General features: G+C 35.9%; 12 protein-coding genes, 4 tRNA genes and 1 riboswitch. Of the genes, 5 read left to right on the top strand and 11 right to left on the bottom strand.

Translation table 11 applies throughout. From position 1 onward, the window contains the following. Window positions 1–18 precede the first annotated feature (18 nt). Complete coding sequence (locus tag HSM_RS03935) at window positions 19–309, bottom strand: co-chaperone GroES (RefSeq protein WP_011608624.1); 291 nt, start codon at window positions 307–309, stop codon at window positions 19–21. 237 nt (window positions 310–546) lie between these two features. Between HSM_RS03935 and aspA the strand changes: the two genes are divergently transcribed. The 3 genes from aspA (at window position 547) to sodA (ending at window position 5,190) form a co-directional block, all read left to right on the top strand. Beyond that, complete coding sequence (aspA, locus tag HSM_RS03930) at window positions 547–1,962, top strand: aspartate ammonia-lyase (protein ID WP_011608623.1); 1,416 nt, start codon at window positions 547–549, stop codon at window positions 1,960–1,962. A gap of 194 nt (window positions 1,963–2,156) precedes the next feature. After that, the gene (locus tag HSM_RS03925) at window positions 2,157–4,424 is read left to right on the top strand and encodes an NADP-dependent malic enzyme (protein ID WP_012341588.1); all 2,268 of its coding nucleotides are present in this window, start codon (window positions 2,157–2,159) and stop codon (window positions 4,422–4,424) included. 136 nt (window positions 4,425–4,560) lie between these two features. After that, window positions 4,561–5,190 carry a superoxide dismutase [Mn] gene (gene sodA, locus HSM_RS03920; protein WP_012341587.1) on the top strand — a complete coding sequence of 210 codons (630 nt, stop codon included), beginning with the start codon at window positions 4,561–4,563 and terminating at the stop codon, window positions 5,188–5,190. Window positions 5,191–5,317: 127 nt separating this feature from the next. On the opposite strand, the gene hpt is transcribed toward sodA, so the two are convergent. The 10 genes from hpt to HSM_RS03870 form a co-directional block, all read right to left on the bottom strand. After that, window positions 5,318–5,857 carry a hypoxanthine phosphoribosyltransferase gene (gene hpt, locus HSM_RS03915; RefSeq protein WP_011608620.1) on the bottom strand — a complete coding sequence of 180 codons (540 nt, stop codon included), beginning with the start codon at window positions 5,855–5,857 and terminating at the stop codon, window positions 5,318–5,320. Window positions 5,858–6,060: 203 nt separating this feature from the next. Then, the gene (gene raiA, locus HSM_RS03910; RefSeq protein ID WP_012341586.1) at window positions 6,061–6,378 is read right to left on the bottom strand and encodes a ribosome-associated translation inhibitor RaiA; all 318 of its coding nucleotides are present in this window, start codon (window positions 6,376–6,378) and stop codon (window positions 6,061–6,063) included. Between the two features lie 235 nt (window positions 6,379–6,613). Continuing rightward, window positions 6,614–7,990: an alanine/glycine:cation symporter family protein gene (locus HSM_RS03905; RefSeq protein WP_012341585.1), complete on the bottom strand. Its 1,377-nt coding sequence runs from the start codon at window positions 7,988–7,990 to the stop codon at window positions 6,614–6,616. Window positions 7,991–8,087: 97 nt separating this feature from the next. After that, window positions 8,088–8,203: riboswitch (glycine riboswitch) on the bottom strand. 190 nt (window positions 8,204–8,393) lie between these two features. Beyond that, complete coding sequence (yacG, locus tag HSM_RS03900; RefSeq protein WP_011608616.1) at window positions 8,394–8,588, bottom strand: DNA gyrase inhibitor YacG; 195 nt, start codon at window positions 8,586–8,588, stop codon at window positions 8,394–8,396. Continuing rightward, window positions 8,585–9,232, bottom strand: coding sequence for a dephospho-CoA kinase (gene coaE, locus HSM_RS03895; protein WP_012341582.1), 648 nt, complete (start codon window positions 9,230–9,232; stop codon window positions 8,585–8,587). The genes yacG and coaE overlap by 4 nt, the downstream gene beginning before the upstream one ends. A 19-nt stretch (window positions 9,233–9,251) precedes the next feature. Then, window positions 9,252–9,959, bottom strand: a complete 708-nt coding sequence (locus tag HSM_RS03890) for a prepilin peptidase (RefSeq protein WP_011608614.1) — start codon at window positions 9,957–9,959, stop codon at window positions 9,252–9,254. After that, on the bottom strand, window positions 9,956–11,176 hold the full coding sequence (locus HSM_RS03885; protein WP_012341581.1) for a type II secretion system F family protein: 1,221 nt from the start codon (window positions 11,174–11,176) through the stop codon (window positions 9,956–9,958). The genes HSM_RS03890 and HSM_RS03885 overlap by 4 nt, the downstream gene beginning before the upstream one ends. Window positions 11,177–11,365: 189 nt before the next feature. Further along, window positions 11,366–11,441 (bottom strand) — tRNA-Val (locus tag HSM_RS03880). A 66-nt stretch (window positions 11,442–11,507) separates the two neighbouring features. After that, a tRNA-Val gene (locus tag HSM_RS03875) sits at window positions 11,508–11,583 on the bottom strand. 40 nt (window positions 11,584–11,623) lie between these two features. After that, window positions 11,624–11,699, bottom strand: a tRNA-Val gene (locus HSM_RS03870). 173 nt (window positions 11,700–11,872) lie between these two features. Between HSM_RS03870 and gltX the strand changes: the two genes are divergently transcribed. Beyond that, window positions 11,873–13,315 carry a glutamate--tRNA ligase gene (gene gltX / locus HSM_RS03865; RefSeq protein ID WP_012341580.1) on the top strand — a complete coding sequence of 481 codons (1,443 nt, stop codon included), beginning with the start codon at window positions 11,873–11,875 and terminating at the stop codon, window positions 13,313–13,315. Between the two features lie 86 nt (window positions 13,316–13,401). After that, window positions 13,402–13,477, top strand: a tRNA-Ala gene (locus HSM_RS03860). The last annotated feature ends 163 nt before the right edge of the window (window positions 13,478–13,640 follow it).

Here is a 13,640-nt window from a genome sequence, read left to right as displayed (position 1 = left end):
TATTAATTTAATTTGTTTTTATTCTACGATTGCCAAAATATCATTTTCAGAAATGATTAACACTTCTTCACCATCAATTTTTTCTGCTTTTACGCCGTATCCATCATTGAAAATCACAGTATCACCAATTTTTACATCAAGAGGTTGAACTGTACCATTTTCCAAAATACGACCTTTACCCACAGCTAATACTTTTGCTCGAGTGGATTTTGTTGCAGCTGAGCCGGTTAAGACAATACCACCCGCAGAGCGAGTTTCTACTTCTTCACGTTTAATGATGACACGATCATGTAATGGACGAATATTCATTGTTTGGGTTCCTTATTAATAATTAATAAAAAATTAAAGCTCACCCTATATGGGGGATATTTTGGTTCTTTCAAGGGTATTTTTTATTTAATTTTCCATAAAAAAAACTAATGAATTTTATAAAAAATATATTGGTGAGAGGAGTGCTGAAAAGTGATCGGGATCACATTTTTAAACGACTATCTATCCTATAATGACTTACATTCTTTAGTCTGAAAAATTAAAAAGGAAAGAAATATGATAACGAGAAAAGAAATTGATTTGCTTGGTGAACGTGACGTTCCAGCTGATGCGTATTGGGGCATTCATACATTAAGAGCGGTAGAAAATTTTAACATTTCTAATGTAACGATTTCTGATGTACCTGAATTTGTACGTGGTATGGTCATGGTAAAAAAAGCAACCGCACTTGCAAATGGAGAATTGGGTGCAATTCCGGATAAAATTGCTCAGGCGATTGTGAAAGCTTGTGATGCGATTTTAATTGATGGTAAATGTATGGATCAATTTCCTTCAGATGTATATCAAGGTGGTGCTGGTACTTCCGTAAATATGAATACCAACGAAGTGGTCGCTAATTTAGCATTAGAAATTTTAGGTCATAAGAAAGGGGAATATGATATTTTAGATCCGATGGATCATGTTAATGCCAGCCAATCTACAAATGATGCTTATCCGACAGGTTTCCGCATTGCTGTTTATAACAGTATTATGAAACTGGTAACTAAAGTACTTTATTTACAACAAGGTTTTGAAAATAAAGCAAAAGAGTTTTCGAATATCTTAAAAATGGGACGTACTCAATTACAAGATGCAGTTCCTATGACTGTGGGGCAAGAATTTAAAGCATTTTCTGTATTATTAGATGAAGAAGTGCGTAATTTAACCCGCACGGCTGAATTACTGTTAGAAGTAAATTTGGGTGCAACAGCTATCGGTACCGGCTTAAATACTCCTCAAGGTTATTCAGAATTAGTTGTTAAGCGTTTATCTGAGGTTTCAGGTTTACCTTGTACAGTTGCACCAAACTTAATTGAAGCCACTTCAGACTGTGGTGCTTATGTTATGGTACACGGTGCGTTAAAACGTACTGCGGTAAAATTATCTAAAGTATGCAATGATTTACGTTTACTTTCATCAGGTCCACGTGCAGGTTTAAATGAAATTAATTTACCTGAGTTACAGGCTGGATCTTCAATTATGCCGGCAAAAGTCAACCCGGTTGTACCTGAGGTAGTCAACCAAGTTTGTTTCAAAGTGATTGGTAATGATACTACCGTAACTTTTGCAGCTGAAGCGGGGCAATTGCAGTTAAATGTGATGGAACCGGTAATTGGTCAAGCCATGTTTGAAAGTATTGAAATTTTAACGAATGCTTGCGTGAATTTACGTGATAAATGTATTGATGGAATTACTGCAAATAAAGAAATTTGTGAAAATTATGTCTTTAATTCCATCGGAATCGTAACTTATTTGAATCCGTTTATTGGTCATCATAATGGCGATATAGTAGGTAAAACATGTGCTAAAACAGGACGTGGAGTGCGTGAAGTTGTACTGGAAATGGGCTTATTAACAGAAGAGCAGTTAGATAATATTCTTTCTGTGGAGAATTTAATGAACCCAACCTACAAAGCTACATTACATAAGTAAAATGGCTCTTTAGTTTCAATGGGCATATAGTAAAAATATATGCCTGTTTTTGTGTTTAATTCTGTATATCATACAATTTGGTAAATTATGTAAATAAAATTTTTGTGTTACTTTTTTGCCTATTTTTTTGTCTATAATGCAATTGGTTTTTAGCAAAGTTGAAATGAAGTAAATAGTTAATATAAGGAAAAATTATGGATGCACAATTACGTCAAGCCGCTTTAGATTTTCATGAGTTTCCAAAACCGGGAAAAATTGAAGTTACACCAACAAAATCATTGGGAACACAACGAGATTTAGCCTTAGCCTATTCTCCAGGTGTGGCTGTACCTTGTTTAGAAATCCAAGCAGATCCTGCCTCTGCTTATAGATATACTTCCAAAGGCAATTTAGTCGCAGTGATATCAAATGGAACCGCAGTATTAGGTTTAGGAAATATTGGAGCGTTAGCCGGTAAGCCTGTTATGGAGGGTAAAGGGGTTTTATTTAAGAAGTTTGCTGGTGTTGATGTCTTTGATATTGAAGTAGATGAACAAGATCCTGATAAATTAGTAGAAATTATCGCTGCTTTAGAACCGACTTTCGGCGGTATAAATCTTGAAGATATTAAAGCACCAGAATGCTTTTATATTGAACAAAAATTACGTGAGCGTCTGAAAATTCCTGTTTTTCACGATGATCAGCATGGTACAGCCATTATTTCAGCCGCTGCAATAATTAACGGATTGCGTATTGTTAATAAAAAAATTGAAGATGTTCGTTTAGTTACTTCCGGTGCAGGTGCGGCTTCTATTGCATGCTTAAATTTACTGGTTTCATTAGGCATGAAACGTGAAAATATCACGGTTTGTGACTCTAAAGGGGTCATTTATAAAGGTCGTGACGAAAAAATGGATGACACCAAAAAGTTATATGCTATTGATGATAACGGTCAACGCTCTTTAGCTGATGCCATTCCAGATTCAGATATTTTCTTAGGTTGTTCTGCCGCTGGAGCACTTACTCAAGAAATGGTAAAAACAATGGGGCCTAATCCTTTAATTTTAGCCTTAGCAAATCCTGAGCCTGAAATTTTACCACCGTTAGCCAAAGCTGTTCGACCTGATGCGATTGTTTGTACCGGTCGTTCCGACTATCCGAACCAAGTAAATAATGTATTATGCTTCCCGTTCATTTTCCGTGGTGCATTAGATGTCAGTGCAACGACTATCAATGAAGAAATGAAACTTGCGGCAGTTTATGCAATTGCTGATTTAGCCTTAGCAGAACAAAGCGAGGTTGTCAGTTCCGCCTATGGTGAGAGCGGCGTTTCTTTCGGACCGGATTATATTATTCCAAAACCGTTTGATCCTCGATTAATTGTAAAAATAGCACCCGCCGTAGCTAAAGCGGCAATGGATAGCGGTGTTGCTACTCGTCCGATTGAAGATTTTGAGGCATATATTGAGAAATTAACCCAGTTTGTTTATAAAACCAACTTATTCATGAAACCTGTTTTTGCACAGGCCAAAGAAGATAAAAAGCGAGTTATTTTAACTGATGGCGAAGAAAAACGTGTATTACATGCAATCCAAGAAATTGCAACCTTAGGCATAGCGTATCCTGTTCTGTTAGGGCGTACTCATATTATTGAAGAAAGCATCAAAAAATTAGGGCTGCAATTACAGGTTGGACGTGATTTTGAGATTATTGACATTGAAAATAACCCATACTACGAGGAATGCTGTGATACTTATTACAACAAATTAAAACGCCAAGGTATGACGCCTACCGGAGCCAAACGAAAAATGCTCCATAATCCGACCGCACTTGGTGCAGTTTTATTGGAACTTGGTAAAGTCGATGCGATGATTTGCGGATTAGTTGGACCATTTGCGGCACACTTGGCTACTGTTAAAGAGGTTGTTGGTGAAAAAGAACATGAAATTCCAGCTACGGTAAACGGACTGGTTTTGCCTACCGGTAATTTATTTATTGCAGATACTTTTGTGAACTCAAGCCCAACAGCCGAGGAACTTGCAGAAATCACGATTATGTCAGCCAAAGAAGTTCGTCGTTTTGGTATAGAGCCACAGGTTGCACTTGTTTCACATTCAAATTACGGTTCAATTAATGACCCAAGTGCGGTTAAAATGCGGCAGGTTTTAGAACTTGTGCGTGAAAAAGCACCGGACTTGATTATTGATGGTGAAATGCACTGTGATATTGCTTTATCGGAGAATTTACGTAAGGAAGTGATGCCTGACAGTCCTATTAAAGGGGCGGCAAACTTATTGATTATGCCCAACATGGAAACTGCCCGTATTAGCTTGAATTTATTACAAGGTACAGCAACACCAATTACAATTGGACCAATTTTAATGGGTGTGGAAAAACCGGCACATATTCTTACTTCTGCTTCATCAGTACGCCGTATTATTAATATGGTAGCCGTTGCAGCGGTAAAAGCACAGAATCGTTGAATGTTTTTTAATCTATTATAGCCCTATCTTACGGTAGGGCTTTTTAAAAAAATTAAACTTTTAATGATCTTGATCAAATTTTTTGCTAGAATTCGCCGAGTTTATTATTCAGAATTTTTTATAGAAGGAAATTGTTATGGCTTATACTTTACCTGAATTAGGTTATGCTTATGATGCTTTAGAACCGCACTTTGATGCACAAACTATGGAACTCCATCATAGTAAACACCATCAAACTTACGTTAATAATGCAAATGCAGCACTAGAAACTTTACCTGAGTTTACAGATCTTTGTCCGGGTCAATTAATTACCAAATTAGTCGAAGTTCCTGCTGATAAACGTACTGCTATTCGCAATAATGTTGGTGGGCATGTAAATCACAGTTTATTTTGGAAAGGTTTAAAAACAGGTACAACTTTACAAGGCCCATTAAAAGACGCTATTGAGCGTGATTTTGGTTCAGTAGAGAGTTTCCAAGCTGAGTTTGAGAAAGCCGCTGCAACTCGCTTTGGTTCCGGTTGGGCTTGGCTAGTATTAAATCAAGGCAAATTAGAAGTTGTTTCTACCGCAAACCAAGATAGTCCATTAATGGGAAAAGAAATTGCCGGTTGCGAAGGTTTCCCTATTTTGGTATTGGATGTTTGGGAACATGCTTACTACTTAAAATTCCAAAATCGTCGTCCAGATTATATCAAGGCATTTTGGAATGTGGTGAATTGGGATGCTGCTGCTGAACGCTTTGAGAAAAAAATTAACAATGCTTGAAGATAATTTCTAATTATTTTCAATTTTATCTATATAGTTATTCTTTCTTAAAGAATGTGTAAAAAAAGAGATTTTTTAATCTCTTTTTTTGTTTAATTTTTGATAGAAACATTTCCTTTTCGGTAACTTATTCTTCCAAAGTAACTTTACCGATATAGCCTAAATTACGATAACATTGAGCATAATCAATACCATAGCCGACAACAAATTCATCAGGAATAGTAAATCCAACCCATTCAACAGGAACGTCTACCTCTCGGCGAGACGGCTTATCTAATAGAGTACAAATTGCTAATGAATTAGGCGAACGTAGCAATAAAATCTCCCGCACTTTTTCTAAGGTATATCCTGTATCAATAATATCCTCAACAATCAATACATCTTCATTTTTAATATCGCCATCTAAATCTTTAGCTATTCGTACATCATGATTGGTTGTCATTTCATTCCCATAACTGGAAGTAGTCATAAATTCAATTTCAATCGGTAATTTAATTTCTCTTACTAAATCAGCCATAAACATAAATGAACCACGTAATAATCCAACAACTACCAATTTATTTACGTGTTTATGCTGATAGAATTGTGTAATTTCTCTACCTAATTCTTGAATACGTGAACGTACATCTTCCTCAGTAATTAAAACGTCAACATGATGTTTTTTCATCTTCATTCCTTAATAAAATTTATCGCCGATATATTCTAACAAAAAAGCTGAAGTTTAAACATCAGCTTTTTTAGGACTTACGAGAAGCCACGATTTACACTACTTATTTGGTAGGTTCAAATAGGTAACATACAATAAGTAAAATTCATTACGCAATAAATAGAGCGTTTTATTTTCACTCTACTTTTAGACAAACTCATTTATCAAAACAAGTCTTTTAGTCTTTCACTAGCTCGGCGAGCTTCTCCTTTATGTTGTAATTTATTCAATTGTCTTTCTAATTTTTCTTCAACTTCGTTAATTGCTTTGTACATATCATCAGACTCGCTACTTGCAAATAAATCGCCATAAGGCGTACCTATGGCAACTTCAACAGCAAAACCCTGCGGTACTTTATTTAAAATAAAATGCGGATTAATCAATTGAGTTTGCCATTTTCCTAATTTAGCAAGTCTTTCCTCTATATGTGAACGGATTGCAGGGGTGATTTCCATTTGTTTACTTGTGATATTTAGAGTCATAGCTTTTACCTCTTTTGCTTATTGATGAGCGTTTCCACTCAGAAAAATTCTTAGTTACAAAATAGTCCTCTTAGCAGGAGTTTTCAAGGTGTTTTTTCACTTTTTAGGAATAAAAATGAAAAAGTATGATCTACTTATCATATTTATAAAAAATCACTTTTATTTTTATTTGAGGTTGATATGATGGTCTGATGTAGAGAAATTTAAAGGGGCCGTCAGCCCCTTTAATTTTTGCTCAATTAGCAACATTATTTGGCTCAACAAATATTTGTTTCCTGCGAATAAAATAATCTTTAGTTTCATTGATCACAATATGTCGCAATCCAACTAAAGCAATTAAATTTGGAAATGCCATTAAACCATTCACAATATCAGCCAAAATCCAAATTAATTCCAGTTTAATAAAAGCACCACAGGCAACTAAAAGTATAAAAATTGAACGATAAACTTTGATACCTTTGACACCTGCCAGATAAACAAAACAACGTTCTCCGTAATAACACCAACCTAAAATAGTGGTAAAAGCAAAAAACAGTAACCCTACAGTTACAATTGTTGCACCGATATTATTTCCTAACCCTTGTGAAAATGCATAGTTAGTTAAAGCGGCACCAGCCAATTCTTGTGATTGCCAAGCACCTGTTAAAACAAGCACGATACCTGTCATAGTACATACAACGATAGTATCTAAAAAAGTACCTATCATCGAAATTAATCCTTGACGAACAGGTTCTTTAGTTTGAGCTGCTGCCGCCGCAATTGGTGCACTACCTAATCCGGATTCATTAGAGAAAATACCCCTTGCAAATCCTGATTGAATAGCTTTCAGAACAGTATATCCAAATACACCGCCTAATGCTGCTTGAGGATCAAATGCACTGTAAATAATTAGTCCAATAGCGGTTGGTACTTGTTGCCAATTTAGTATAAGAATTAACAAAGACGTAAGTACATATAAAACAGCCATAAAAGGAACGATAATAGATGCAACTGTTGAAATGCGTTTAACACCGCCTAAGATAATAAGTGCAATAAGTGCGGTAATAATGGTTGCTGTAATTTCAATAGATACGTTAAAGGTATCTTGCATAGCATGCGTGATTGCATTAATTTGAGGAAAAGTGCCAATGCCCAAAAATGCAACTAATACACCACAGACGGCAAAAAATTTGGCAAGCCATTTTATTCCTAAGCCTTTCTCAATATAATACATTGGTCCGCCACTCATAAAACCTTGTTTATCTCGCACCCGATATTTCACCGCTAATAAACACTCAGCATATTTAGTTGCCATTCCAAGTAAAGCAACTAACCACATCCAAAAAATAGCCCCTGGCCCACCGGCTTGCAAAGCAGTTGCAACACCAACAATATTTCCCGTACCTATTGTTGCCGCTAAAGCCGTACAAAGGGCTGCGAAAGCAGAAATATCCCCTTTTTTACTTACATGACGTTCTTTATCAAATAAATAATATAATGCACGAGGTAAGTAACGAATTTGAATAAATCCTAAGCGTAAGGTCAAGTAAAGACCTGTACCAAATAAAAGAAGAAGTAAGGGAGGTCCCCAAACAAAAGTATTGATAGACGATAAAATTATCTCTAATGACATAAGTATTCCTCGTAAAATAACGTGTGTTTACAAGGAGGCGAAAAGTTTTTGGGATAATAAAGAAAAAACGCTATGCAACGTTTCTATCCGAAAAGAATCTTTTGCCCCTGTCCTTTTGCCTGAGCGTTTGAAAAGCAGTAAAAAACACCGCTCTTTTGCGCCTTCGGCGTCCATTTTGTGCATTGCACATTGGATCTCTCCAAGGGTTCGTCCAGTAACAGTCCTCGCCATCGCACCTGAAAGATTTTACCTCGTCGGTTTGGGGTCAATTCCCCATTCTCCAGCTACCTTCATTCGAACTATATTTTTATTTATCAAAATAAAAGTGGGCTGATTCTAACAAGCCCAAATTAAAATCTCAATATTCTTTTTATCTATTTATTTATCTATCCATTCATAACTCTCAATTTTCTTTAAATTCATCGTTCGGTAACAAGGTTATTTCTGAACCGGGAATAATCTTTTCTTCTGTAGCCCATTCACCTAAGTCGATTAATTGACAACGTTTGCTACAGAATGGACGAAATCGATTTTCCTCTGACCAAAGTACTTCTTTTTTGCAATTGGGACAGGCTACAGTAAATTTTTCATCAATCATTTTATATCCTCAAATTCTTCACTATTTCTAGAAATTATCTTCGCATAATGCAAATAAGTGCGGTGCAATTTTGCTACGCTTTGTTTTAAATTAGCCACGTTTTTTTCAAGGGGTAGATTATTTTCAATGACATCATCAGCAAAACTTAAACGCAACTCACGATTTACTTGCGACTGTATCATTTGTTTAATCAATTCAACCGAATTACTATCCCGCCGGCTTGCTCGTAAAATCTGGAGTTCAGGCTCTACATCAATTACCAGTACTCTATCGCATAATTTCATTAGCTTATTCTCAATGAGTAAAGGAACGACCCAAAGCACATAAGGATAATTAACAGAGCATAATTGTTGCAACATTTTTTCTCTAATTACCGGATGCAACAAATTATTTAGCCATAATTTTTCTTTTTCATTTTGAAATACCAATTTACGCAATTCAGATCGGTTTAACTCACCATTTTCCAACCGCACTTCTTCACCAAAATGAGCAATAATTTTCTCTAAGATTAAGGAATCTTTTGCTACGACATCTCGAGCGACAACATCGGCATCCACAATAGGTACGCCTAGTTCTGAAAAAAGATTCGCAATGGTACTTTTACCGCTACCGATACCACCGGTTAACCCTACAATATAAGCCATATTCTTCTTTCCCTAAAATTTAAGGAAGAATATCCTCCCTTAGAAAATTAAGCAAGTATACGATAATGGTTGAGAGGCATAAGAATGGGGCAAAAGGAATAAATATTGTTTTTTTGTCTCTTGCATTAAAAACGACATATATTAATCCTGTGAGGCAGGCAAGAAAAATGAGCAACGGTAATTTTGTCCAAGATATAAAGCTCCCTAACCCTAACATTAACCAGTAATCGCCACGTCCTAAAGCTTCATAACGATAGAATAATTTTGCAACAATGTAAATAAGATAAAAAACCGAAAAGCCTGATAAGCTACCAATTAAAGACTGCTCCAAAGTCAATGGGCTAATACCTTGATAAGCACCCAATAACCCTAAAATAAATAGGGCTTGGCATAAGGTTTGTGAAACGAGTTGGTATAGCCAATCCACTAAAACAAGGCAAAAAATTAAATAACCGCAACATGCTAACCATAAACCAACATAAATATTTTGTGGGAAATTTAAACATATATTACACCAAAGGCCACCACACAAAAAATACATAGAAAAATGACCGCACTTTTTCCGTCGTAAGATAGACATAGGCATCAAGTGCGGTGCATTTTCGGGGAAAATTTCGCAAAAAGTCGAGTAAACTTGTTTATTAATCTGAGCAGAAAATTGCCTGACATAAAGGTAAACCCATAAGCCACAAAGTCCACCAAACAACATATAAGCCAGATAAATCATTGAATTAAACTTCCCATATTAAAGATTGGTAAATACATACCTAACATAATCAAGCCTATTAATCCGCCAATGATCACCATCATAAACGGTTCTAACATTTGTGAAAGTAAATCAATTTGATGATCTAACTGTTGTTGCTGATTTTCTGCGATATGTTGCAGAATTAAACCTAGATTTCCACTCTTTTCACCAACTTGTAGCATTTGTTGTGTTTGTATAGAAAACAAATTACTGCTTACAGACTGAGAGAATTTATATCCTTGTTCGATACCACGTAATGTTAGCTTTACTTCATTAATTAACGTGAGATCTCCCTCAATCTTTTTCTGTATGTTGATAGAGTTTTGGGGAAGGAAAGAATATAGACTTTGTTGTAAAGGAATGCCTGAGTTGAGCATTAATCCTAAACTACGGCAAAAACTTATCGTTCTATTAAGCCGAATAATTTTATTTAACAACGGCACATGCGATAAAAACCAATCTTTTTTGAGTTGAAAACTATATGAATTGTGTAAACGTAATTTTATTAGATAAAAAAATAAAATAGATACCGCTATCATATGAAAAAAATACTGTTGTAAAAAAGAGGATATGTTTAACAATAGCTGCGTAAAAAAAGGAAGCTCGGATTGATTAGAACCGTACATTTCGGCAAATTGTGGCACGATAAAAATTAATAGAAGTGCGGTGAGAATGACAGAAATACTTAAGACTATCATTGGATAGAGTAAAATTTTTTGAATTTTGCGTTGTAATGCTAATGCCTGCTGACGATGTTCTGCTATTTGTTGGCAAACAGAGGCTAAATCTCCCGTCATTTCTCCAACAGAAATGAGTTGGCGTTCTTGATAAGAAAAATATAGACCTGATTGAGCCACAGATTGTGAAAAAGATAATCCTCCTTCAAGATTTTTTAAAATATATCTAACCCATTGATTTAAAGAAATATTAACACAATTTCTCAATAAAATTTGTAAGCTATCTTTTAAAGGAATTGAGGATTGTAATAACATTGCTAATTGAGTTAATAGATCACAAAATTCTATTTTTTTAGGCTTTTTATTCAGTTGCCAATGACGCTGTAAATATATATTGTTTAGCCCTTGTTGTAATAAATAGCGTTTGGCCTCTTGTACATTTTCGATAACAAGCATTCCAGCTTGTTTTTGCTGTAAAAAATTAGTGGCTTTCCAAGAAAATAGCTTCAAATTCTGCATATGTTTTCCTATTCGTTAAATAAAAAATAATTTTAATGGAATCAGGAAAAAACTTTTTTGCAAGTATCGTAGTTTTACGATCAAGATCGCAAAAGTGAACAATAATTAGTTAAAAATATAAATAAAAAAGACAACAACCCGAAAGTTGCAATGACTTTGACGACACGGAAAAATGTAGATTTTTTGAAGTGGTGGGCGATACCGGTCTCGAACCAGTGACCCCCTCCTTGTAAGGGAGGTGCTCTCCCAACTGAGCTAATCGCCCGATAGAATCAAATCGCTTTTCAGCTATCGGATTTGACCTAAAGTTAAATGGGAATTTCGGCTAAAGTGGTGGGCGATACCGGTCTCGAACCAGTGACCCCCTCCTTGTAAGGGAGGTGCTCTCCCAACTGAGCTAATCGCCCCTTAAGCCAATATTACAATACAAAGTTCACTATAGAATAGTGGTGGGCGATACCGGTCTCGAACCAGTGACCCCCTCCTTGTAAGGGAGGTGCTCTCCCAACTGAGCTAATCGCCCTTGTATTGTGCGAGGTGCATTATAAGAATTATCAAAAAACAGTCAATGATTTTTTATGGATTTCTATTTAACTGTCTTAAAAATAAACATAATTTTAATTTTTTCTTATGAAATTAAATAACTCATTGTACAATAAGCACCGTTTTATGATTGATTAAATAAAGGCAAAATGAATGAAATTAGAACCACTTTTTAATTTAGATCCCAATACTAAAGTTCGTACACGTTTTGCACCAAGTCCAACAGGCTATCTACATGTTGGCGGTGCAAGAACCGCACTTTATTCTTGGTTGTATGCCAAGCATAATCAAGGAGAATTTGTATTACGCATTGAAGATACGGATTTAGAACGTTCAACCCCTGAAGCAACAGCGGCAATTCTAGAGGGAATGGAATGGCTTAATTTAGCGTGGGAACATGGACCGTATTTTCAAACAAAACGTTTTGAACGCTATAACCAAGTAATCGATCAGATGATTGAGCAAGGATTGGCTTATCGTTGTTATTGTACTAAAGAACGTTTGGAAGACCTACGTCATAGTCAAGAGCAAAATAAACAAAAACCTCGCTATGATCGCTACTGCTTACATCAAAGTGAATACCCAGTTGATGCACCTCACGTTGTCCGTTTTAAAAATCCGACGGAAGGTACAGTTGTTTTCGATGATGCCGTTCGTGGGCGTATTGAAATTAGCAATCGTGAATTAGATGATTTAATTATCCGTCGCACAGACGGTTCGCCAACCTATAATTTCTGTGTCGTTGTCGATGATTGGGATATGGGAATTACGCATGTTGTCCGTGGTGAAGATCACATCAATAATACACCTCGCCAAATTAATATTCTTAAGGCATTGGGAGCACCAATTCCAACTTATGCTCATGTCTCTATGATTAACGGTGATGATGGTCAAAAATTATCTAAGCGTCATGGTGCGGTAAGTGTTATGCAATATCGAGATGAGGGTTATTTACCCGAAGCACTAATCAATTATCTTGTTCGTCTAGGATGGGGACATGGTGATCAAGAAATTTTTAGTCGAGAAGAAATGATAGCACTTTTCGATATTCATTCGGTTAGCAAATCAGCAAGTGCATTCAATACTGAAAAACTACAATGGCTAAACCAGCATTATATACGTTCTCTGCCGGTAGAGCAGGTCGCAACCCATCTAGAATGGCATATGAAAAAACACGGCATAGATTATAGCAATGGTCCGAACTTAGCTGAAATTATTCCCGTTTTAAGCGAACGTTGCAAAACATTAAAAGAGTTAGCCATCTCAAGTCGTTATTTCTACCAAGATGTTGAAAACTATGATGAAAAAGCTGTTGCTAAAAACTTCAAGCCTGAAGCGATTAAACCGTTAGCTAAATTGGCAGAAAAACTCACCGCACTTTCAGACTGGACAGTTGAAAATATTCATGAAGTAATGAGCCAAACCGCCCAAGAGCTTGATATCGGTATGGGTAAAGTAGGAATGCCATTTAGATTGGCAGTAACCGGTTTGGGACAATCACCGTCAATGGATATTACAGCGAAATTGGTCGGTAAAGATCGCACAATTAGCAGAATAAATAATGCAATTGCGTTTATTCATACACAAAATGTTTAATATTTAATCTAGTAAAAAAAATATTTAATATTCTATATTGACAGCACAAGTGGCGGAATTTATCATAGCCGCCACATTCGATTTACGGGGATATAGCTCAGTTGGGAGAGCGCTTGAATGGCATTCAAGAGGTCGTCGGTTCGATCCCGATTATCTCCACCAAATTTTCTAGCCTTATCAATTCATTTTTATTGATGAGGCTTTTTGTTACCACTTAAAAAGTCCTGAATTTCTACCGCAATTTCACGATGACTCTGTTGTCCTTTGATAATTTAATCTTCGTAAATTCAATTTGAGCAATACTCTACCTCATTTTCATTATGCA

Source organism: Histophilus somni 2336, assembly GCF_000019405.1.
GTDB classification, from domain to species: domain Bacteria; phylum Pseudomonadota; class Gammaproteobacteria; order Enterobacterales; family Pasteurellaceae; genus Histophilus; species Histophilus somni.
Note: the sequence above shows the minus strand (reverse complement) of the source record. Positions and strands in the feature narration are given on the sequence as shown.

Bases quoted from the DNA above. Each gene is read 5' to 3' on its own strand.
- hpt (WP_011608620.1), bottom strand. From the start codon at position 5,857: ATGAAAAAACATCATGTTGACGTTTTAATTACTGAGGAAGATGTACGT.
- HSM_RS03925 (WP_012341588.1), top strand. From the start codon at position 2,157: ATGGATGCACAATTACGTCAAGCCGCTTTAGATTTTCATGAGTTTCCA.
- sodA (WP_012341587.1), top strand. From the start codon at position 4,561: ATGGCTTATACTTTACCTGAATTAGGTTATGCTTATGATGCTTTAGAA.
- raiA (WP_012341586.1), bottom strand. From the start codon at position 6,378: ATGACTCTAAATATCACAAGTAAACAAATGGAAATCACCCCTGCAATC.
- HSM_RS03905 (WP_012341585.1), bottom strand. From the start codon at position 7,990: ATGTCATTAGAGATAATTTTATCGTCTATCAATACTTTTGTTTGGGGA.
- aspA (WP_011608623.1), top strand. From the start codon at position 547: ATGATAACGAGAAAAGAAATTGATTTGCTTGGTGAACGTGACGTTCCA.
- coaE (WP_012341582.1), bottom strand. From the start codon at position 9,232: ATGGCTTATATTGTAGGGTTAACCGGTGGTATCGGTAGCGGTAAAAGT.
- gltX (WP_012341580.1), top strand. From the start codon at position 11,873: ATGAAATTAGAACCACTTTTTAATTTAGATCCCAATACTAAAGTTCGT.
- yacG (WP_011608616.1), bottom strand. From the start codon at position 8,588: ATGATTGATGAAAAATTTACTGTAGCCTGTCCCAATTGCAAAAAAGAA.
- HSM_RS03890 (WP_011608614.1), bottom strand. From the start codon at position 9,959: ATGATTTATCTGGCTTATATGTTGTTTGGTGGACTTTGTGGCTTATGG.
- HSM_RS03935 (WP_011608624.1), bottom strand. From the start codon at position 309: ATGAATATTCGTCCATTACATGATCGTGTCATCATTAAACGTGAAGAA.
- HSM_RS03885 (WP_012341581.1), bottom strand. From the start codon at position 11,176: ATGCAGAATTTGAAGCTATTTTCTTGGAAAGCCACTAATTTTTTACAG.